We start from the raw sequence: 20,860 nt of genomic DNA on the forward strand, positions 1-20,860 counted from the left end.
GGGTTAGAGGTACACCACTTCCAGGGTGGCGGAGCCATCGATCGGTTGTTCCCGGGTCAGGGTCAGCTCACTGGACGCGGCGATAAAGGGGTGTACCACCAGGCTGCTGTTCAGCGTCTTGATCGCGATGGGCGCCCAGTTTCCATTGGCGTTGTTCCCGAAGGCGGTGAGTCGGCCGCGCATCCAGATGGCGTCCTCACTGTTCTCGTTCCAGGTGGTGCCGTTGTTTGTTGAGACCAGCTTGCTCACCGGCAGGCCGTCTGCGAGGTAATCCCTGACGATGATGACAAAATTGCCCACCCGCTCCGTGTCGTTGATCACCCCCAGGCCGTAGGAGTAATCGTCGGGGCTGTTCGAGGAGCCGGCGCGATTGTCCACACCGTCGAGTGCAAACAGCGTTGCCGCCTCGCAGCTCAGGTTCAGCTGCAGGGTGGTGGCCGGCAGGGGGGTGGATTGGTTTTCGCGAAGATCCCTGGCGGCGATCTTTCCATAGTCGGCAACACCGCCCTGGGCCAGCGTGGGGGTGCAGGCGCTGGGCGTGATCAGACCTTTCACAGCCAGGTCGACGCTGCTGGCGGCAAACACCGAGGCGGTCATGGTGAGCAGCAGGGCAGCGCTCAACAGGCACAGGGAGGTTTTCATGGTGGAAGCGTCCATTTACAGGTACTTGACTTCAAAGGTCGCGGAACCGTCTATCGCCACTTCGTCGGTCAAGGTCAGGTCTCTTGCCGGGGCAATGGAGGTGTAGAGCGTGACGTCCAGGATCGCGTCCTTGATCGGGTGCGGCGCCCAACCGGTGTCGCCACGACTGCCCAGTGCCACCAGGTCGTTGGGGGCGATGCCATCGTCAGGCATCAACTGGCTCCAGCGTTCCTCGCCGTTGTACCTGGCCAGGAGCGTGGAGGGGATCTCGGCGACGGGGTTGCTGAACGCCAATTGATACCTGCCCAGCTTCTGGTTTTCGTTGATCATGCCCAGCCCGAAGGAGCTAGGGTAGATAGCGGAGCCGACCCGGTTGTCGATGGGGTCAATGGCGAACAGCGTCGCCGCATCGCAGTTGACGCTCAGTTGCACGGTCTTGCGCTCAAGCGTGGTGGTTTTGTCGAGGTTCAGGTCTTTTGCGGCGATTTTCCCGAAGTCCACATCACCTGGCAGGCTGGGTGTACAGGCACTGGGTGTGATCAGCCCTTTGACGGTCAGGTCGACGCTGCTGGCGGCGAACACCGAGGAGGTCATGGCGAGCAGCAGGGCACTGCTCAACAGGGATACAGGGGTTTTCATTTCAACTCATTCCATTGCAGTCGGGCAGATTGAAACGCGTGCAGGTCAACGCCCGTTCCTGAGTGAGCGAGGGGGTTGGCTTGGCGGCGGTTTCGAAGTTTTTGCGGTTGCCGGGGAGTGGCAAACCTTCCCTCTTTTTGGGGTGGACACAATTTAGCGAGGGGGCTGCGAGGGGGAAATACAACTAATACGACATTGGCCAGGCGTGGCTGGCGCGCTGTTTTGAAGGCTGTTTCGCGGTGCTTTTCGTAGTTGTTGTATGGGCTTGAATGGACTTGAAAGGTTATAGGTGCTGCGGTCGATAACCTTCGAAAGGGTATGTCTGGCGCTGCTGCGTGACAGCTCGCCCTGGCGACTGCGCCAATGCCGCAAACGGCTGCCCGATTAACCACCACGAAGAGGTACTGATGGGCTCGCCAGGAGGTTCAACCGCAGGAGCGAGCCAGACAGTCAAACCGCCTTTTTCCCCCCGGCCTCATTGGCAGCACTTGAATGTGCTGGTGGTGGAGGATCATTCGGCCTATCGCCTGTTATTGGGTTGGCTGCTGCAAAAACTCAGCCTCGGCCACCAGCTTGCCGCCAATGGCCTCATGGGGTTGGACGCCTTTACCCATAGGCCCTTCGACCTGGTCATCAGCGATTGCCGGATGCCCCTCATGGACGGTTACAGCATGGCCCGCGCCATTCGCCGGCACGAGCGCGAAAACAGGTTGAAGCGAGTGCCGATCATCGCCTTGACCGCGAATCTGCAAAACGACAGCCCGAAACGTTGCCGCAAGGCCGGCATGGATGCCTGGCTGGTCAAGCCGCTGACGCTTGAACAATTGCACGCTGTACTGGTGCGTTGGTTGCCGGGCGATGAAGGCCCGCGCGCCGGAAAAGAAGCCGCGATGCCAATTATCAATTGGCCAACCCGTGCTTCGCTGGTCGCCACGTTTGGCAGCGACGTCATTGTCGACCAATTGCTGGAAAGCCTGCTGGTGGAGGCTTGGGAAGACCTGCGTGTGTTACGCCATGCGCGTGCGACGTTGAACGCATCACTGACCGCCGAGCACTTGCATCGGTTGATCGGCAGCCTGGTGTTTCTGGGGGGCGCGGGCCTGGAAACCAGCGCCGTGAGTGTGATCAGGCAGGTCCTGTGCGATGGCGTCGCTGCGCATAAGGCGCAGTTGGAAGGGTTCGAGGCACAGCTGTGCACCTATCTCGATTACCTGTCCGACATTTGAAGAATGCTGGTGCTGAGCATTCATCTCCACAGCGATCTGGTTTTGACTGTAGGCGCTTTCCTATTGTGTTGTAGTCCAAAAAGTGGCCGCTACTGAACATTGGGTTCGGCCGCAAGCGGCTCTTTGTTAGCAGTTGTTGATGATCGCAGGCAGAGGTATTTTGCGCGGATTCAAGTTGCCATCATTCGTGGGTGCCTATGCTTAGAGTAATTATTGCTGACGATCACCCCATTGTCCGAGTCGGGCAAAAAGTCGTGATCGAGGCGAATGGCAAGTGCAAGGTGGTCGGTGAAGCCGACGGCCCCGATCAACTGCTAGGCGTGCTGGGTGATACACCGTGCGACGTACTGGTCACCGACTTCGCCATGCCCGGCGGCCAGCAGGCTGATGGTTATTGCCTGTTGGGCCTGCTGCATCGTCAGTATCCGCAGTTGCCGGTGATTCTGGTGACGATGTTCGCCAATGTCGCCACCTTACGCGCCGCCTTTGCCCATGGCGCCAGGGCGGTGGTCGCCAAAAGCGCCTCGGCCAAGGAGTTGCCCCTGGCGATCAAGGCCATACAGGCCGGACAGACCTTCGTCAGCGAATGCCTGCGCATGCAACTGGTGGAGGCCGGCACCGGTGACCAGTCCCAGGAACCCCAGCTATCGGGCAAGGAGCGCGAGGTGGTGCGCATGTTGGCCAGCGGCATGACCGTCAGCCAGATCGCAGCCCAGGTCAACCGCAGCGTCTCCACGATCAGCAAGCAGAAGAGCACGGCCATGCAGCGCTTGAGTATTTCCACCGACGTTGACTTGTTCGCCTACGCCCGCAGTACCGGCATAGCGCCGTAGCCCGCCCATTTGCCTGGCGAATGAGAGTAGCCAGGGCGGCGTGGGCAGCTTATCGTGCGCCTACTCTTTCGACCCCTGCGGAGCCTGCCCATGAGTGATGCCCACAACGCCCTGATCAGCCGATTCTACGGCGCCTTCCAGCGTCTGGATGCCGAAGCCATGATCGCCTGCTACAGCGATGACGTGGTGTTCAGCGACCCGGCCTTTGGTGAACTGCGCGGCCGTGACGCGGGGGATATGTGGCGCATGCTCACCACGCGGGCCAAGGATTTTTCCTTGACCTTCGACCAGGTAAACAGTGATGAACGCACCGGCAGTGCACACTGGGTGGCCACCTATTTGTTCAGCGCGACCGGCAATACCGTGGTCAACGATATCCAAGCGCGCTTCGTCTTTCGCGAGGGCAAGATCTGCGAGCACCATGATCAGTTCGACCTGTGGCGCTGGTCGCGCCAGGCGTTGGGCACCAAGGGCCTGCTGCTGGGTTGGACACCGCTGGTGCGAAACGCCGTGCGCGCCCAGGCGAACAAAGGCTTGAAGGCATTCCAGGCCAGTCGTTGATAAACTGGGCGCCCCTTTGCCTTGCCGAATCCACCCGTGAGCACGCCTGAACCCAAGCCCTGGTACGTCTACCTGGTGCGCGCCGCCAATGGCGCGCTGTATTGCGGTATCAGCAACGACCCGGTGCGCCGATTCGCTTCGCACCAGAGCGGCAAGGGCGCGCGGTTTTTCCTGTCCAGCCCGGCCATAGCGCTGGTGTACACCGAGCAATGCGCGAGCAAGAGTGAGGCGTTGCGCCAGGAGCGCTTGATCAAGAAATTGAAGAAGAGCGCCAAGGAGTGCCTGGCGGCGAGTGGCTCATCACGCTGACTGATAGGTTCCCATTACACCGTCGGGACCTTTTGCGCGGTAATCTGCTCGTTCATTCGCCATCCGGAGCCTCGTATGTCCGAGCTCATCCTGCATCATTATCCAACCTCACCTTTTGCGCAAAAAGCTCGACTTTTACTCGGCTTCAAGGGGCTCTCCTGGCATTCCGTACACATTTCGCCGGTGATGCCCAAGCCCGACCTGACGGCCTTGACCGGCGGCTATCGGAAAACCCCGGTGCTGCAGGTGGGGGCGGATATCTATTGCGACACGGCGCTGATCGCGCGTCGTCTGGAGCAGGAAAAGGCTGCGCCTGCGCTGTTCCCGCCGGGCCAGGAAATGATCACCCAGGCATTCGCCGCCTGGGCCGACAGCGTCGTGTTCGCCCACGCCGTGAGCCTGGTGTTCCAGCCGGAGTCGGTGGCGGTGCGTTTCGGCAAATTACCACCCGAAGCCATCAAGGCCTTCATCGCCGACCGCGCCGCGCTGTTCAGTGGCGGCACGGCCAGCAAGCTCCCGGCCGAGTTGGCCAAGCATCAGTGGCCGGCGATCATGACGCGGCTGGAGCAACAGCTACAACGGCAATCCGGCGATTTCCTGTTCGGCGCGCCTTCGATTGCCGACTTTGCCCTGGCCCACTCACTGTGGTTCCTGAAAGCCACGCCGGTCACCGCGCCGTTTGTGGATGCCTATCCGGCCGTGTTGGCTTGGCTTGAACGCGTGTTGAGTGTTGGCGACGGCACAGCCAGTCCGATGACCGCAGAGCAGGCCTTGAAGATCGCCCGCGATGCCACCCCGGCACCGCTGCCGGATGAGGCGTTCGAGGACTTGAACGGCTTCAGGGCGGGACAGCAGGTGACCATCGCGGCCATCGACTATGGCGTCGACCCCGTGGCCGGTGAGTTGCTGTTTGCCGGGCGCGAAGAACTGATCCTGCGTCGTACTGATGAACGTGGCGGCACCGTGCACGTGCATTTCCCTCGGTGGGGGTTTCGCATCCAGGCGCAATAACAAAAAAATAATTACTCACTGATGTGAGGTAAACCTGCGGCCCATCCGTGTAGTGCATGAAACTGCGATCAATTCGCATTAACAGCGTTTTCTACACGGGTTCTCACAGCATGAAGTCGACGGCGGGCGGTTGGGTCAAACAGTGGCTGGGAGCCTCGGTACTGATGGTGTCGGGGGTGGCATTGCTGCCCCTGGCGGTGGCGCAGGCGCAGGAGCAACAAAGCGCCCGGTTCAATTTTGACCTGGCAGCCAAACCGCTGCCTCAGGCCCTGAGTGATTTCAGCCGGGTGACCGGCATCAGCGTGATCTATACCGATGAAGCGCCCTACGGTTTCAACGCCCCGGCGCTCAGCGGGCAAATGAGCGCGACCCAGGCCCTGCAACGCCTGCTGGGTCAATCAGGCTTCACCCTCCGCCGGATCGACGCCCGCACCCTGGCCCTGGAACCTGTGCCAACCGATGGCGCGGTCAATCTCGGCGCTACCACCATCAGCGGCGCCAACCTCGCCCAGGACAGCACCAGCTACCAGCCGCCGGCGACCAGCTCGGTGATGCGCTCCCGTGGCCTGTTGCTGGAAACCCCGCAGACCGTCAACGTGGTCCCGGCTCAAGTGCTGCGCGATCAACAACCGCGCAATCTGGATGATGCGCTGGGCAATATCAGCGGTATCACCCAGTCCAACACCCTCGGCAGTACCCAGGACGCGGTGATGCTGCGCGGTTTTGGCGACAACCGTAACGGCTCGATCATGAAGGACGGCATGCCTGTGGTGCAGGGTCGCGCCTTGAATGCGACGGCCGAGCGTGTCGAAGTGCTCAAGGGCCCGTCGTCGTTGCTGTATGGCATCCAGGACCCCGGCGGCGTGGTCAATATCGTCAGCAAAAAGCCCGAGCTGCTGCAGTCCACTTCCCTGACTGCGCGCGGCTCCACCTTCGGCAGCGGCAAGAACGGCAGCGGCGGCAGCCTGGACACCACCGGCCCGGTGGGTGACAGCGGCCTGGCCTATCGCCTGATCGTCGACCATGAAGATGAAGACTACTGGCGCAACTACGGCACCCACCGCGAGACCTTGGTGGCGCCGTCGCTGGCATGGTACGGCGACACCACCCAAGTGGTGTTGGCCTATGAGCACCGCGAATTTCTTTCGCCGTTCGACCGTGGCACCGCCATCGATCCCAAGACCAACCATCCGCTGAACATCCCCGCCACCCACCGTCTGGACGAGCCGTTCAACAACATGGAGGGCCGCTCCGATCTGTACCGCCTCAGCGTCGATCATGATCTGAACGACGACTGGAAAGCCCATTTTGGCTACAGCTGGAACCGCGAAACCTACGACGCGAGCCAGGTACGCGTGGTCAAGGTCAACACCAACGGCACCCTGACCCGCAGCATGGACGGCACCCAGGGCGCGCTGACCACCGACCGCTTCGCCACCGCCAGCCTTGAAGGCAAGGTGAATGTGGCGGGTATGCAGCATGACCTGGTGTTCGGCCTGGATGACGAATACCGCAAAATCTACCGCGCCGACCTGATCCGCCAGACACCGCGTGGCGTTTTCAACTACAACAACCCGGTATACGGCAACGAAGTGGCGGGCTCCAAAGTCAGCGCGCCGGACAGCAACCAGACCGACCTGCTGCGCAGCGACTCGTTGTTCTTCCAGGACGCCATTCACCTGAACGATCAGTGGATCCTGGTCGGCGGCGCGCGCTACCAGATGTACGACCAATACGCCGGCAAAGGCGTGCCGTTCACCGCCAACACCGATGGCAACGGCCAGAAATGGGTGCCGCGTGCCGGGTTGGTGTATCGCTACACCGATGAGCTGTCGTTCTATGGCAGTTATACCGAGTCGTTCAAACCCAACTCCACCATCGCGCCGTTGGCCAACAAGACCGTGCTGGATGGCAGCCTGGACCCTGAAGAATCCAAGGCGTGGGAGCTGGGTACCAAGTTCGACCTGCCGGGACGCATCACCGCGAGCGCGGCGTTGTTCACCATTGATAAACGCAATGTGCTGGTGCAGGTGGGCGACGGTTTGACCTCGGTCTACAGCGTGGCGGGCAAGGTGCGATCCCGTGGGCTGGAAGTGGATGCCAGCGGCCAGTTGACCGACAAGTGGAGCCTGATCGGCAGTTACGCCTACACCGATGCCGAGGTCACCGAAGACCCGAGCCTCAAAGGCAATCGCCTGCAGAACGTGGCAAAAAACACCGGCTCGCTGTCGGCGGTGTATGACTTCGGCAGTATCCTGGGCGGTGATCAACTGCGCGTCGGCGCCGGAGCGCGTTATGTCGGTGAGCGGGCAGGGGATGCGGCCAACAGCTTTGAATTGCCGAGCTATACCGTGGCCGATGTGTTCGCCAGCTACGACACTCGGCTCGAGGGGCAGAAGGTCAAGTTCCAGCTCAATGTGAAGAACCTGTTTGACCGTACCTACTACACCTCGTCGGTGAACACGCAGTTCGTGTCTATTGGCGATGCGCGGCAGGTGTCGGTGTCCAGCACCCTCACTTTCTGACTGCGGTTCGCTTTATGTGGGAGGGGGCTTGCCCCCGATAGCCATAGGTATCTACACAACTCTGTAGCGCCCAACCGTAACCACGATGCGAAGCGAGTCGCTCTTGATCTTGATCTGCTTTTGATCTTAAGCGCCCCGTCAAACCACGCTGGCCGAACGCAGGCTTGAATCCGTGGGTAACCCGGCAGGACGCCGGGTTAGCCGCACTGGGCCATGGATGGCCCATTGCGGCGGCCCACGGATTCAAGCCGGAGTGAGGGCACACCGAGCCCAGGCGAGGTGCCGAGTGGTGGGGCAAGAGCGTTTTGCTTACTTTTGCGCTTTTCAAAAGTGAGCCGCCGTCAGGGCGGAACCCTAAGCAGCCGTTACCGCAGAAACGGATATGTACTCGTTCCAATCCAACACCCTGGTCGGCCCAGAGGCCGCCATCGGGGGCAAGCCCCCTCCCACATTTGGACCTCGGAGCGTCAGGTAGATACGCGTTAGCTCCCTCGCCACAGGTGCGGTGTCGCACCAAAATTGTGTAGATACCTATGGCCATCGGAGGCAAGCCCCCTCCCACATTGGCACCTGAGCTGTTAGCGTTGCGGACATTCGATGCTTACGGAAAACGCGACTGATGCATTTCGCAAAATGGTTACACACCAGCACCCTGCTGGTCGGCTTGAGCTTTTTACTGGGCGGCTGCGCCAGCGTTTCCCAGACCTCCACTCCGGCAACCCTGGATAAGCTGTTGAGCGACCCGGCATTGCAAGGCGCGACGGTCTCGCTGATGGTGCGCGACGCCCGCACTGGCGCCACGCTCTACCAGCACAACCCCCGTACACGGTTGGTGCCCGCCTCCAACCTCAAACTGCTGACCACTGCCGCAGCGATGGATGTGCTGGGCCCGCAATACCGCTTCGCCACGCAACTGTTGAGCGATGGCACCCGCCAGGGCGATCGTCTTACCGGCAATCTCTACCTGCGCGGCCTGGGCGACCCGACCCTGCAGTACGCCGACTATCAGGCGCTGGCGGCGCAACTGGCCAGCCAGGGCGTGCGCCAGGTGCAGGGCGACCTGGTGTTCGACGATACCTGGTTCGATGCCGAGCGGCTGGGGGTCGACTGGTCCCATGATGATGAAACCACCTACTACGGCGCGCAGATTTCCGCGCTGACGGTGTCGCCCAATGCGGACTTTGATGCCGGCAGCGTGTTGGTCACCGCCAGGGCGCCGGTGCGGGTTGGCCAGCCCGTGAGTGTCGATATCTATCCGCCCACCGACTACCTGCAATTGAGCAATCGCGCCGTCAGTGGGCCGGGTAACAGCTATGGGATCAATCGCCGGCATGGCACCAACCTGTTGCAGCTCAGCGGCGCGGTGGCAGCGGGACGGCAGAATCAGCAGCTGATCAGCGTCTGGGAGCCGACACAACTGGTGGCCAATCTGTTTGAACAAGCCTTGGCGCAACAGGGCATTACGGTGCAGGGGCGTCGCGTAATGGGCGGGGCGAGCCCGGCGGCGGTGACGATGCTGGCCGAGCACCAATCGGCGCCGTTGCAGGCGTTGATCGTGCCGCTGCTCAAACTCTCGAACAACAACATGTCCGAAGCCTTGCTCAAGGCCATGGGGCGCCAGACCGCCAACAGCGGCACGGCGGCGGCGGGCGCAGTGGCGGTGGCCGGCTTTCTCAAACGTCAGGGGCTGGACACCGTCACGTTCAGCCAGGTCGACGGCTCCGGCCTGTCGCGGCGCAATCTGGTGTCGTCGCAAACCTTCACCGACCTGCTGCTGGCCGCCGGCAAACAGCCGTGGTTCACCGCCTGGTACGACGCACTGCCGATTGCCGGCAACACTGACCGCATGACCGGTGGCAGCCTCGGCTATCGCCTGCGCGGCACCCCGGCCGAAAACAATTTGCACGCCAAGACCGGCTCCATGACCGGTGTTTCCTCATTGAGCGGCTACGTGACCGATGCCCACGGGCGCAGGTTGCTGTTCTCTATGCTGACCAACAACTACGTGGTGGCCGGCGCGCAGGTCAAGACGCTGGAAGATCGTGTGGCAGTGGCGCTGTCGCGCTGGGACGACTGATTCAGGGCTGATAGCCCATGCGCCAACTCACGGCCCGGGTCGCCGCCAGCAAATGCTGCGCCGCCGGGCCGTCTTCATCGGCGTGGAACAGCGAGGTGGGACCGACCACGGTCATGACCGCCGCCACGTGCCCGGTCGCGTTGAACACGGGCGCTGATAACGCATCCACCCCGGGCATCAGCAAGCCATGCACAAAGTGCAGGCCACGGCTGCGGATCTGTTCGCGCAGGGTGGCGTAGGCCGCATCGTCCGCCAAGGCGTGGGCGGTACCGGCCTGGATCTCGCGCTCACGCAAGTCCACGGTCTCCCGGGACGGCAGGTAGGCGCTGAACACCAGCCCGGTGGACGAGCTCAAGAGCGGCAATACCGACCCCAACTGCGTCACCACCGTGACGGCGCGCACCGCCGGCTCGATCTGCACCACGGTCGCCCCCTGGTTGCCCCACACCGCCAGAAAGCAGGTTTCATTCAACTCATCGCGCAGCTCCGCCAGTGGCAGTGCGCCGACCTTCAGCACATCCATGCTGCCCAGCGCCGCCAGGCCCACGCGCAACGCTTCGCGGCCCAGGCCATAGTGGTTGGTGGCGGGGTTTTGTTCGGCAAAGCCCGACGCGATCAGCGCCTGCAAGTAGCGGTGCACCTTGCTCGCCGGCATCTGCACATGGTCGGCCAGGCGCGACAATGACGTGGACGGCGACAGTTGTGCCAATGCCTTGAGGATATCGGTGCCCACCTCAGCCGAGCGGACTTTCTGTTTACCGGTGTCGCGGGGCTTTTCCATGGGAGAGCGAGAATCCGAAAGATAAGTGGGCGTCTTTATAGCTTGACGCTCCCTGGCGATCAAATTACGTTATGCGTAACTGGATTACGATAAAAACAACTGACCCAGAGGACGCTCCATGAACCTCGAATACCTGTCGGGCTTTGGCAACGAATTTGCCAGCGAAGCCTTGCCTGGCGCACTGCCCGTTGGCCAGAACTCGCCGCAGAAAGCGCCCTACGGGCTGTACACCGAACTGTTCTCCGGCACCGCGTTCACCATGGCGCGCAGCGAAGCGCGGCGTACCTGGCTGTACCGCATCCAGCCGTCGGCCAATCACCCGGCCTTTATCAAGCTGGAGCGGCAATTGGCCGGTGGGCCGCTGGGCGCTGTGACGCCCAACCGGTTGCGCTGGAACCCGTTGGAAGTTCCAGCTGAGCCGACCGACTTTATCGACGGGCTCGCAGGGATGGTCGCCAACGCCGGGTCGGAAAAACCCTCAGGGATCAGCATTTACCACTACCGCGCCAATCGGTCGATGGAGCGGGTGTTTTTCAACGCCGACGGCGAATGGTTGATCGTGCCCGAACAGGGCCGGTTGCGTATCGTCACTGAGCTGGGCGTACTGGAAGTCGAGCCGCTGGAAATTGTGGTGTTGCCACGAGGTCTCAAATTTCGCGTCGAACTGCTCGACGCCCAGGCACGCGGCTACGTCGCCGAAAACCACGGCGCGCCGCTGCGCCTGCCGGACCTTGGCCCGATCGGCAGCAACGGCCTGGCCAACCCGCGCGACTTCCTGACGCCGGTCGCGCACTACGAAGACCGCAAGCAACCGACCACCCTGGTGCAGAAATTCCTCGGCGAGCTGTGGGCCTGCGAGCTCGACCATTCGCCGCTCAACGTGGTCGCCTGGCACGGCAACAACGTGCCGTACAAGTACGACCTGCGCCGCTTCAACACCCTCGGCACGGTGAGCTTCGATCACCCGGACCCGTCGATCTTCACCGTCCTGACCTCGCCCACCAGCGTGCATGGCCTGGCCAACCTCGACTTCGTGATCTTCCCGCCGCGCTGGATGGTCGCCGAGAACACCTTCCGGCCACCGTGGTTCCACCGCAACCTGATGAACGAATACATGGGCCTGATCCAGGGCGCCTACGATGCCAAGGCCGAGGGTTTCCTGCCCGGTGGCGCGTCGTTGCACAGCTGCATGAGCGCCCATGGCCCGGATGGCGAAACCTGCACACGGGCGATCAATGCCGAGCTGGCACCGCACAAGATCGATAACACCATGGCCTTCATGTTCGAGACCAGCCAGGTGCTGCGTCCCACCCAGTTCGCCTTGCAATGCCCGCAATTGCAGCCTTCTTACGACGCGTGCTGGGCCGCGCTGCCCGCCACCTTCAATCCGAATCGGAGATAACCCATGACTCAACCAACGCAGACCCGCAGCTGGGTGGCCTCGGCCAACGGTCACGCGGACTTTCCCCTGCCGAACCTGCCGCTGGGTGTGTTCAGCATCAATGGCTCGGCGCCGCGCAGTGGCGTGGCGATTGGCGACGCGGTTCTCGACCTGCACGCGGCACTGGACCAGTTCGACGGTGACGCCCGGCGAGCGGTAGAAGCCACCGCCGGTGGCCAATTGAACGGCTTTTTCGAACTCGGCCGCGGCCCCCGCGTGGCTCTGCGCGAGCGCCTGCTGGAATTGCTGGCCGAAGGCAGCACGTTGCAAACTCGTGAAGCGCAGGTGTTGCACCGTGCCGCCGATTGCCAGATGCACCTGCCGGCCAGGATCAATGACTACACCGACTTCTATGTGGGCATTGAACACGCGCAGAACGTCGGCAAACTGTTCCGTCCCGACAACCCGCTATTGCCCAACTACAAGTACGTGCCGATTGGTTACCACGGCCGTGCCTCGACCATTCGCCCCTCGGGTACCGAGGTCCGTCGCCCCAAAGGCCAGACCTTGCCCGCCGGCCAGACCGAGCCGACGTTCGGCCCCTGCGCGCGCCTGGACTATGAGTTGGAACTGGGTATCTGGATCGGCCAGGGCAATGCCATGGGCGACGCGATTGCCATTGGTGACGCGGCTGAACATATTGCCGGTTTCTGCCTGCTCAACGACTGGTCGGCGCGGGATATCCAGGCCTGGGAATACCAGCCGCTCGGGCCGTTCCTGTCCAAAAGCTTCATCACCAGCATCTCGCCGTGGGTAGTCACGGCCGAAGCGCTGGAGCCATTTCGCAAGGCGCAACCGCCGCGTCCCGCAGGCGATCCGCAGCCGCTGCCGTACCTGCTGGACGTTCGCGACCAGAAGGCCGGCGCCTTCGATATCGAATTGGAAGTGCTGCTGACCACCGCGTCGATGCGTGAACAGAACCTGCCGGCCCATCGTCTGACCTTGAGCAACACCGAGCATATGTATTGGACTGTGGCGCAAATGGTGGCGCACCACAGCGTCAACGGTTGCCAATTGCAAGCCGGTGACCTGTTTGGTTCGGGGACCTTGTCGGGCCCGCAGCCGGGGCAGTTCGGCAGCCTGCTGGAAATCACCGAAGGCGGCAAAAAGCCGATTGAGTTGGCATCCGGCGAGGTGCGTAAGTTCCTCGAAGACGGTGATGAAATCATCCTGCGTGCCCGCTGCCATCGTGAAGGCTTCGCCTCCATCGGTTTCGGTGAATGCCGCGGTACCGTGGTCGCCGCGCGCTGAGAGGGCAGGGTCATGGAACTGTATACGTATTACCGTTCTACCGCGTCGTACCGGGTGCGCATCGCCCTGGCCCTCAAGGGCCTGGATTTCACTGCGGTGCCGGTCAATCTGCTGGTGCCGGCCGGCGGCGCCAATCGCCAGCCCGAGTACCTGGCGATCAATCCGCAAGGGCGCGTGCCGGCCTTGCGCAGCGATGAGGGGGCGCTGCTGATCCAGTCACAGGCGATCATCGAGTACCTGGAGGAGTGTTATCCACAGGCGCCGTTGCTTTCCAAAGACCTGGTCGTTCGAGCCCATGAACGCGCGGTGGCGTCGATTATCGCCTGCGATATCCACCCGTTGCATAACTCCAGTACCCAGAATCTGCTGCGCCAGTGGGGTCACGATGAGGAGCAATTGCTGGAGTGGATTGGGCATTGGATCAGCCAGGGCCTGGGCGCGGTGGAGCAGTTGATTGGCGACACAGGATTCTGCTTTGGCGAGCAGCCGGGCTTGGCGGATGCGTTTCTGATTCCCCAGTTGTATGCCGCCGAACGTTTCAACGTGCCGTTGGGTGCGTACCCGCGTATTGGGCGAGTGGCGGCGTTGGCGGCGCAGTGTCCGGCCTTCATGCAGGCCCATCCGGCCAACCAGCCTGACACGCCATAGGCTGCATGGGGCCAAATGTGGGAGGGGCGGTGCGACGATTCGACTTGCCCCCGATGGCGGCCTCTGGGCCGACCAGGATGTTGGATCAGACCGAGTACATATCCGTTTCTGCGGTCACGGCTGCTAATGGTTCCGCTTTTACAGCGGCTCACTTTTGAAAAGCGCAAAAGTAAGCAAAACGCTCTTGCCCCACCACTCGGCACCTCGCTTAGGCTCGGTGTGCCCGAACGCAGGCTTGAATCCGTGGGCCGCCGCCACGCGCCATCCATGGCGCGGGGCGGCTAACCCGGCGTCCTGCCGGGTTACCCACGGATTCAAGCCTGCGTTCGGCCAGCGTGGTTTAACGGGGCGCCTAAGATCAAGATCAAGAGCGGCTCGCTTCGCATCGTGGAGTGGTGGGGGGCAAGCTTTAATGCCAGTCAGTTAAGCGTACACCGCCCTCTGTAGGAGCGAGGGGGGCGCCTAGCTCTTGCTCGCGAAAAACTCACAGGCACCGCGTTCATCCAGAAAGCACGCGTTATCGTTGACGTTTTTCGCGAGCAAGCTCGCTCCTACAATCCCGGTGCAGCAGATTTTCTTTTTCTGTGGATTGCAGCGTTGTTGATTATCCAGGTGCGCTCGGAGGTGGCTTGCTTGAAGGCGTCTTAATGCACGATGGCATTGGGCGGCAGATGGCCGAGTCGCTCGGTCAGGCGCAGGCGCTGGATCGGGTCTTCGCTGAGCATCAACGCGTGTTCCAGGTCGAAGCGCTCGGCGCTCGGGCAGTCCAGGCGCTGATACAGGCTGGCGCGTGCCAGGTAATCGGCGGCGCTGGCGTTGCCCAGTTCCAGTACGCGCTCGGCATCCACCAGGGCGGCCAGCGGTTCGTCGTTGGCCAGGTAAAGTTGGCGCAGGTTACGTGACAGCCGCTGCAGGATCGAGCGGGGCTCGGCGGTGTGCAGGTGTTCGGCCTGCAGTTTGAGATTCGGGCCATATTGGCGATGCAGCATGTCGCGACAGTCATTGGGATACATGCGTCGGCCCCCGCAGGGGTCGAGCAGGTGATCGGCACCGGGCACCCGCAGCAGGAAGTGACCGGGGAAATTCACCCCGACCATGGGGATGTCCAGGCGCCGTGCCAGTTCCAGGGCGATCAGGCCCATGGCCAGGGGCTGCCCGCGCTTGCGCTGCAGCACCTTATCGAGCAAGGCGGCGGCGGGGCGCAACGGGGTGAAGTCATCCTGGGCAAACCCCAGGTCGTTCATGCGCCGCAGCAACGGTTGGCCCAGCTCATCGGCCGGCAGCACCGGCATGCCCAGGCTGACCTGCTGTTGCAACAGGCCCAGCTCCTGCAGGATCAGCAACGGCTGCACGGCGGCGTCGTGTTCGGCGGCAATCCACAGCGCAGCTTCGAACAGCGCAGGGGGTGAACGCTCCAGGCAGGCGAAAAAAGCTTGGCGGGGATTCATTGCATTCTCCGGCGGATGCTCTCGTTTTAGCCTTGCTGTGAATTTTCGTCCAGCATCTTGAGAAATATCCCACTCGCTTATGTCAAAGAACACACGAATTAGGGCGGCTTATTCCAGTGCGATCCAGCACTTTTCCGGCGCGAGCCTATACTTGTGCCACTACCAGAAGTGATTCGGGAGCACGACGATGTTTGCGCTCATGCACAGCACCCGCCTGGAATCGCTGCACCTGAGCGTCGACCCGGTGACCGGGCTGAAGGCGATCATCGCCATCCACAACAGCCGCCTGGGCCCTGCCCTGGGCGGCTGCCGCTACCTGGCCTATCCCGACGATGAAACCGCCATGGCCGACGCCGCGCGTCTGGCCCAGGGCATGAGCTACAAAGCCGCCCTGGCCGGCCTGCCGGTGGGCGGCGGCGCGGCGGTCATCCTGCGCCCGGGCCATGTGGAAAGTCGTGCCGCGCTTTTTGAAGCCTTTGGCCGCTGTGTCGAGCAACTGGGCGGGCGCTACATTACCGCCATCGACAGCGGCACTTCGGTCGCCGACATGGATTGCATCGCCCAACACACCCGCTTCGTCACCAGCACCAGCGCCGCCGGCGACCCGGCCCCCCATGCGGCCATGGGGGTGTTTGCCGGCATTCGCACCACCGCCATGGCCCGCCTGGGCAGTGATAACCTCGAAGGCCTGCGCGTGGCGGTGCAGGGCCTGGGCAATGTCGGTTATGCCCTGGCAGAACAACTGCATGCGGCGGGCGCCGAACTGCTGGTCAGCGACATTGACCACGGCAAGGTGCAACTGGCCATGGAACAACTGGGCGCCCACCCCATCGCCAACGACGCCTTGCTCAGCACCCCGTGCGACATCCTTGCCCCGTGCGGCCTGGGCGCGGTACTCAATCGCCAGAGCGTCGGCCAACTGCGCTGCGCCGCCGTGGCCGGTTCTGCCAGTGCACAGCTGACCCACCTGGACATCGCCGATCAATTGGAAGGCCGCGGCATCCTCTACGCGCCCGATTACGTGATCAATTCCGGCGGGCTGATCTACGTCGCACTCAAACACAGTGGCGCCGAGCTGCCGAGCATCACCGCGCACCTGTCCAACATCGGCAGGCGCCTCACTGAAATCTACGCCCATGCCCAGGCTGAAAAGCGCTCCCCCGCTCGAGTGGCTGACGAATTGGCCGAGCGCCTGCTGTATCCGCAGGCCAGGGATTAACCAGGCTCGCCTGCCTGAAATGATTTTTAGCGTTAGTTAAAACTCAACAATAAAAACATAAGAGGGAAGAAGTACGTACTTGTCTGTTTTATCGCGCTTGCATGAGTACAACTTTTGTTACATGTATGAAACAAACAGTAATGATAGTTTTGCAGCAGAAAAAATATTCTGTGCTTTGCGTAATTTGTAATAATTTGAAATATATACTGGTTGGACAATAAAGTCGCCCGCCATTAACTTCGCTGCGACTTCGAAATGACGGAAAGTCCTGTAAGAGATTTCTGAAAAATTTGTATGATCTCTGAAGCAAAAATTATTTGATCGAAGTGAAAATAGAACTGCCCATCCAAGTAATGCGGCAGCGGGTCTTGCGCTACTGGATAGTGTGAGCAAACGTTTTGGCCTGGTGGGACTCTTGACTGGCTTCTTGTTTGTCAACGTCGAACTTTGATAAGGAATATCAGATATGACGAACGCTTCAATTCATGGTGTCCTTCCGGTCGCCATCCTTCCGTACAACAGCGACCTTTCTCTGGATACTTCAGCCCTGCGGCTGCAGATCGAACACATTCTGCACACGGGGTGTGACGGTGTGGTCATCGGGCAAATCTCGGAAGTATCACGGTTGACCACTACCGAGCGTTTTCGCGTCGCTGAATTGATCGCCGAGCAAACGGGCGATAAAGGCCTGGCGATCATGAGCACGGGCGGCGAAAGCATCGCTCAGGCCATTGAGTATTCGCGGCAGGCCGAGCAGGCAGGTTGTGACGCATTGCTGGTGATGCACCCGTCGATGTGGGCACTTGACGATGAACAGATGTATGTCTACTTCGCCAATGTGATCGAGAGCGTCAGCGTTCCGGTGCTGGTGCACCACGCCAAATCCCTTGCAAAGCGTCCAATGTCGATTGATGTGCAGGCGCGTCTGCTCAAGACGTTCGGGGCGCAGAAAGTGCAGTTCAAACCGGAGTCGGCGCCTACCGCGCCCAAAGTATCGCTGTTGCGCGATGCCACCGGCGGCGAGGCCAGGATCTTCGAAGGCGATGGCGGCATGATGTTGGTCGATACCTATAAGCGTGGGTTGGCAGGCGTTATTCCGGCGACCGAAATCGCCGAAATTACCGTGGCCTTATGGCGCGCGCTGCAAACAGGCGATGAAAAACTCGCCAGGGCTATTGGTTATCCGTTGTCTTATTTAATGTGCCATATGATGGCGAGTATCGATTGTTACTTGCAGTTGTCAAAGCACTTGCTCAAGCGGCGTCGTTTAATGAGCAATACATTGATTCGCCCTCCGGTTGATTTTACCATGGACCCGGAAACACTTTGCGAAGTTGAAAAGGTGTATGACCAACTTCTTGAATTCGTGACCCAGTAATAAGGAAGTTACACATGAAGCGTTTTGGTTTTTCAATTGAGTTGACCAGTACCGAAGCAGTAACCCTGTATAAGACGTTACACCGCGACGTGCCGCAACAAATTGCCGGTGAGCACGGCGTGCTCAAGGAAATTGGCTTGCAGCGCATGTCAATTTATCTTTTGCCGCCCCGCACGCTGTTCATGCAGGTAGAGGCCAACGATGAGTTTGATCCGCTGCGTGACTTCAGCCGTGCCTTGTCTTTCCATCCGGCAGTGCAGGCGTGGGACGACCAGATGCATGGTGATAATCCGTTGCTCAAACGTATTGCCGGCAATCAGACAGAATTGAACTGGTGGCGCCTGGAGCAGGTGTACGACTGGAGCGTCGATGCGGCAGGTCAGCAAAAATGACCGATCGAAAACAGTCATTCGCGTTACTGGATTGCACCTTGCGCGATGGTGGGTTCCAGACCGATTGGCGGTTTTCCGATGCCATGGCTCGGCAGTACTTCGGTACTTGCCTGGCCACTGGCGTGGACATCGTCGAATTGGGTTACCTGAATCTCGATACGTTTTCGCAAAGCACTGATTACGGGTCTTATAAGGCATTGCCCGAGTCACTGACGGAGCAGCAGTGCCTGCTGATTGATCCGCATCAGATCAAAGTAGCCGTCATGATTGACGCGGGGCCAGCGCTGGAGCAATCCCCCCAGGCAATGGCCGACGTGATACTCGCCTCGGTTCGCCGCGCGCCATTTCGTATCGATATTCTGCGTATTGCGGCCAAGAGCAGCCAGTTCGATGCTTGCGTGAGATTGGCGCGGGCTTTGGAGGGCAATGAGCTGACAGTGATCCTCAACCTGATGCAGGTCGCCGAGCTATCGAGCGATCAACTGGCCGATAGGCTCAACGGCCTGGACCAGGAACCGATCGCTGCCCTGTATTTTGCCGACAGTTTTGGCCGCATGTTGCCGGAGCAGGTGCACCAGTTATTTCGCAACGCTGCCGAGCTGACAGACTTGCCGCTTGGCTTTCATGCGCATGACAACTACGGTCTGGCCGTCGCCAACACCCACGCTGCTATCCAGGCAGGGGCCCGGTATGTCGACGGTACCTTTGCCGGCATCGGCCGTGGCGCGGGTAATGCGGCGACAGAGAGCCTGGCGTTGCTCAAGCCTCAACAGCCGATGGCGCACTGCGAAGACTTTCTGGCCGAGCATATCGAACCTCTGCGGCAAGTAGCGAACTGGGGGTACTCGCCGACCTACCGTTGTCAGGCCAGGCATAACATCCACCCCACCTATGCACAGAGACTGTTCGAAGGTGCACCGTTAAGCGGTGCGCAGCGCATCGACATCGTCGGCAGAATCGCCGGGCACGCCGGATCGCACAAGTTTGATGTGAACATTCTCAACCAGTACAGGTAAGTGCGGAGTACGCGTATGACCAGGGTCACGCTTGGCGATAGGTTAGTGGGTAAGCAGTTGGTATTTTTCGATTGCGACGGCGTGTTGCTCGACTCCAATGGCGTGAAGCTGGCGGCGGTCGATTACGCACTGGCGCATTACTCGCAGAAGCTGCGCGATCGTTGCAAGGAAAGTTTCAGACTTAACTTCGGACGACCCAGACTCTGGCATTTTGAGGTCTTCCAGCAACTGATTGCGCCCGTCGGCCCCGATGCCGAGCATTTCCTGGCGACGTGCATCTCACGTTATGAAGATTATCTGCGTACCCATTACAGCGCTGCACCCTTGGTGGCCGGGGCGCAGCAGTTGCTGGCGCAACTGGCAGAGGGCAACGTGGTATGTGCGGTGGTGAGCGGTGGCAAGGAAGAGGAAATTATCCAGGCGTTGAGGGTGAGCGGTATCGATCGCTACATGGTACGAGTGATCGGCTCACCCACCTCCAAGACTGCTGCGATTCGTGCTCTGCTCGATCAATATGGGTGTGATGCTTCGCAGGCGCTCTTTCTGGGGGATGCCATTGCCGATGCCGAGGCTGCGATTACCTGCAAGGTGCCGTTTATCTTTGTCAGCGGCCATGCACTGGTCGGGCGTTCAGCCTTGAGCGCCAACTGGCCCGCCGATTACCGGGCGGGAGAGGTACCTGATTTGCAACCGGATAATCCTGTTTCACAGTTCAGCGCACGCTGTTCGAGGGTCAAGGAGGACTTTTTACAATGAAAGCAAGAGCGCCACTCACCATTGCCATCACCGGAGTAAGCCGTGGCTTGGGCAAAGCCCTGGGCCATGCGCTGGCCGCACGCGGCCACCAGGTTCATGGCTGCCAGCTTGCAGTTGACGCGCCTGTCGGCGCGGTGCAAGGCAATCCTGCGCTGTACTGCGCCTCGGTCACCGAGTCTCAGGACATGCAGCAATTCGCAGAGGCCGTATTGCGCGACGGTCCGGTTGACATCGTGGTGTGCAACGCCGGGGTGATCAGCGAACGCAAGCCGGCGTGGGAGATTGACCTGCAGGACTGGGCGCGAGTGATGGAGGTGAACGTGCTGGGGGTCGTCAATACCCTGCATGCTTTTTTGCCATCGATGCTCGACCGTCGCCAGGGCCTGTTCATCGCGATCAGTTCCGGTTGGGGGCGCTCGGCTTCGTGGGGACTGGGGCCTTACTGTGCCAGCAAATTCGCCGTCGAGGGGCTGATTGGCTCGCTTAACGCTGACTTGCCGACGGAGGTGAATGCTGTCGCGCTTGATCCGGGCAACGGCGTGAACACCCAAATGCTCTCCATCTGCCTTCCGGACGAGCATCACCAGTACATCGCTGCCGATATCTGGGCCGAACACGCCGCCTACTACATCGTTGATCATCTCTATCAGGAGAAGGTCTCGGGTAGCCAGACGGTTCCCCATCCGGGCTTATAACGAACCTTGCGA

The 20,860-nt window shown here is 60.9% G+C and carries 20 protein-coding genes; 16 read left to right on the plus strand and 4 right to left on the minus strand.

The features are described 5' to 3' along the window. Window positions 1-3 precede the first annotated feature (3 nt). Window positions 4-642, minus strand: coding sequence for a DUF1120 domain-containing protein (locus J1G34_RS05215; RefSeq protein ID WP_065895343.1), 639 nt, complete (start codon window positions 640-642; stop codon window positions 4-6). A 15-nt stretch (window positions 643-657) separates the two neighbouring features. Further along, window positions 658-1,281, minus strand: coding sequence for a DUF1120 domain-containing protein (locus tag J1G34_RS05220; protein WP_065936793.1), 624 nt, complete (start codon window positions 1,279-1,281; stop codon window positions 658-660). A gap of 407 nt (window positions 1,282-1,688) precedes the next feature. On the opposite strand from J1G34_RS05220, the gene J1G34_RS05225 reads away from it, so the two are divergent. The 7 genes from J1G34_RS05225 to dacB all read left to right on the plus strand — a co-directional run bounded on the left by J1G34_RS05225 (window position 1,689) and on the right by dacB (window position 9,823). Next, complete coding sequence (locus tag J1G34_RS05225; protein ID WP_065895334.1) at window positions 1,689-2,507, plus strand: response regulator; 819 nt, start codon at window positions 1,689-1,691, stop codon at window positions 2,505-2,507. A gap of 197 nt (window positions 2,508-2,704) precedes the next feature. Beyond that, window positions 2,705-3,340: a response regulator gene (locus tag J1G34_RS05230; RefSeq protein ID WP_065936791.1), complete on the plus strand. Its 636-nt coding sequence runs from the start codon at window positions 2,705-2,707 to the stop codon at window positions 3,338-3,340. A 90-nt stretch (window positions 3,341-3,430) separates the two neighbouring features. After that, window positions 3,431-3,901: a nuclear transport factor 2 family protein gene (locus tag J1G34_RS05235; RefSeq protein ID WP_065885884.1), complete on the plus strand. Its 471-nt coding sequence runs from the start codon at window positions 3,431-3,433 to the stop codon at window positions 3,899-3,901. A gap of 36 nt (window positions 3,902-3,937) precedes the next feature. Next, on the plus strand, window positions 3,938-4,210 hold the full coding sequence (locus J1G34_RS05240) for a GIY-YIG nuclease family protein (RefSeq protein ID WP_065895336.1): 273 nt from the start codon (window positions 3,938-3,940) through the stop codon (window positions 4,208-4,210). A gap of 75 nt (window positions 4,211-4,285) precedes the next feature. Continuing rightward, window positions 4,286-5,221 carry a glutathione S-transferase family protein gene (locus J1G34_RS05245; RefSeq protein ID WP_122560349.1) on the plus strand — a complete coding sequence of 312 codons (936 nt, stop codon included), beginning with the start codon at window positions 4,286-4,288 and terminating at the stop codon, window positions 5,219-5,221. 110 nt (window positions 5,222-5,331) lie between these two features. Further along, window positions 5,332-7,746, plus strand: coding sequence for a TonB-dependent siderophore receptor (locus tag J1G34_RS05250; protein ID WP_222993480.1), 2,415 nt, complete (start codon window positions 5,332-5,334; stop codon window positions 7,744-7,746). 619 nt (window positions 7,747-8,365) lie between these two features. Then, complete coding sequence (gene dacB / locus J1G34_RS05255) at window positions 8,366-9,823, plus strand: D-alanyl-D-alanine carboxypeptidase/D-alanyl-D-alanine endopeptidase (protein ID WP_222993482.1); 1,458 nt, start codon at window positions 8,366-8,368, stop codon at window positions 9,821-9,823. A gap of 1 nt (window position 9,824) precedes the next feature. Here dacB and J1G34_RS05260 read toward each other — a convergent pair whose 3' ends face one another. After that, complete coding sequence (locus J1G34_RS05260; RefSeq protein WP_065885889.1) at window positions 9,825-10,604, minus strand: IclR family transcriptional regulator; 780 nt, start codon at window positions 10,602-10,604, stop codon at window positions 9,825-9,827. 118 nt (window positions 10,605-10,722) lie between these two features. On the opposite strand from J1G34_RS05260, the gene hmgA reads away from it, so the two are divergent. From hmgA to maiA, 3 genes are read left to right on the plus strand one after another with little or no spacing between them, the layout of a single operon-like run. Next, a complete protein-coding gene (gene hmgA, locus J1G34_RS05265; RefSeq protein WP_065895339.1) occupies window positions 10,723-12,006 on the plus strand; it encodes a homogentisate 1,2-dioxygenase in 1,284 nt (427 codons plus the stop codon). A gap of 3 nt (window positions 12,007-12,009) precedes the next feature. Next, the gene (gene fahA, locus J1G34_RS05270; protein WP_065936787.1) at window positions 12,010-13,296 is read left to right on the plus strand and encodes a fumarylacetoacetase; all 1,287 of its coding nucleotides are present in this window, start codon (window positions 12,010-12,012) and stop codon (window positions 13,294-13,296) included. Between the two features lie 12 nt (window positions 13,297-13,308). Then, window positions 13,309-13,944, plus strand: coding sequence for a maleylacetoacetate isomerase (gene maiA / locus J1G34_RS05275; RefSeq protein ID WP_130138350.1), 636 nt, complete (start codon window positions 13,309-13,311; stop codon window positions 13,942-13,944). 644 nt (window positions 13,945-14,588) lie between these two features. Here the strand turns inward: maiA and J1G34_RS05280 are convergent. After that, entirely contained in the window at window positions 14,589-15,392 is an 804-nt protein-coding gene (locus tag J1G34_RS05280) for a SirB1 family protein (RefSeq protein WP_065894815.1), read from the minus strand. Window positions 15,393-15,579: 187 nt separating this feature from the next. Here J1G34_RS05280 and J1G34_RS05285 point away from each other — a divergent pair, with 187 nt between their 5' ends. From J1G34_RS05285 to J1G34_RS05310, 6 genes are all read left to right on the plus strand, one after another. Then, window positions 15,580-16,611, plus strand: a complete 1,032-nt coding sequence (locus tag J1G34_RS05285; RefSeq protein WP_122561779.1) for a Leu/Phe/Val dehydrogenase — start codon at window positions 15,580-15,582, stop codon at window positions 16,609-16,611. 466 nt (window positions 16,612-17,077) lie between these two features. Beyond that, on the plus strand, window positions 17,078-17,989 hold the full coding sequence (locus J1G34_RS05290; RefSeq protein WP_065894817.1) for a dihydrodipicolinate synthase family protein: 912 nt from the start codon (window positions 17,078-17,080) through the stop codon (window positions 17,987-17,989). A 14-nt stretch (window positions 17,990-18,003) separates the two neighbouring features. Continuing rightward, complete coding sequence (locus tag J1G34_RS05295) at window positions 18,004-18,381, plus strand: L-rhamnose mutarotase (protein ID WP_065894818.1); 378 nt, start codon at window positions 18,004-18,006, stop codon at window positions 18,379-18,381. Further along, window positions 18,378-19,397 carry a beta/alpha barrel domain-containing protein gene (locus tag J1G34_RS05300; protein ID WP_065894819.1) on the plus strand — a complete coding sequence of 340 codons (1,020 nt, stop codon included), beginning with the start codon at window positions 18,378-18,380 and terminating at the stop codon, window positions 19,395-19,397. Before J1G34_RS05295 ends, J1G34_RS05300 begins: the two co-directional genes overlap by 4 nt. A 15-nt stretch (window positions 19,398-19,412) precedes the next feature. Then, window positions 19,413-20,153, plus strand: coding sequence for an HAD family hydrolase (locus J1G34_RS05305; protein WP_083203135.1), 741 nt, complete (start codon window positions 19,413-19,415; stop codon window positions 20,151-20,153). After that, window positions 20,150-20,848, plus strand: a complete 699-nt coding sequence (locus J1G34_RS05310; RefSeq protein WP_222993484.1) for an SDR family oxidoreductase — start codon at window positions 20,150-20,152, stop codon at window positions 20,846-20,848. The genes J1G34_RS05305 and J1G34_RS05310 overlap by 4 nt, the downstream gene beginning before the upstream one ends. Window positions 20,849-20,860: the final 12 nt, after the last annotated feature.

Source organism: Pseudomonas sp. Wu6 (assembly GCF_019891515.1).
In the GTDB taxonomy this organism is placed as follows: domain Bacteria; phylum Pseudomonadota; class Gammaproteobacteria; order Pseudomonadales; family Pseudomonadaceae; genus Aquipseudomonas; species Aquipseudomonas orientalis_A.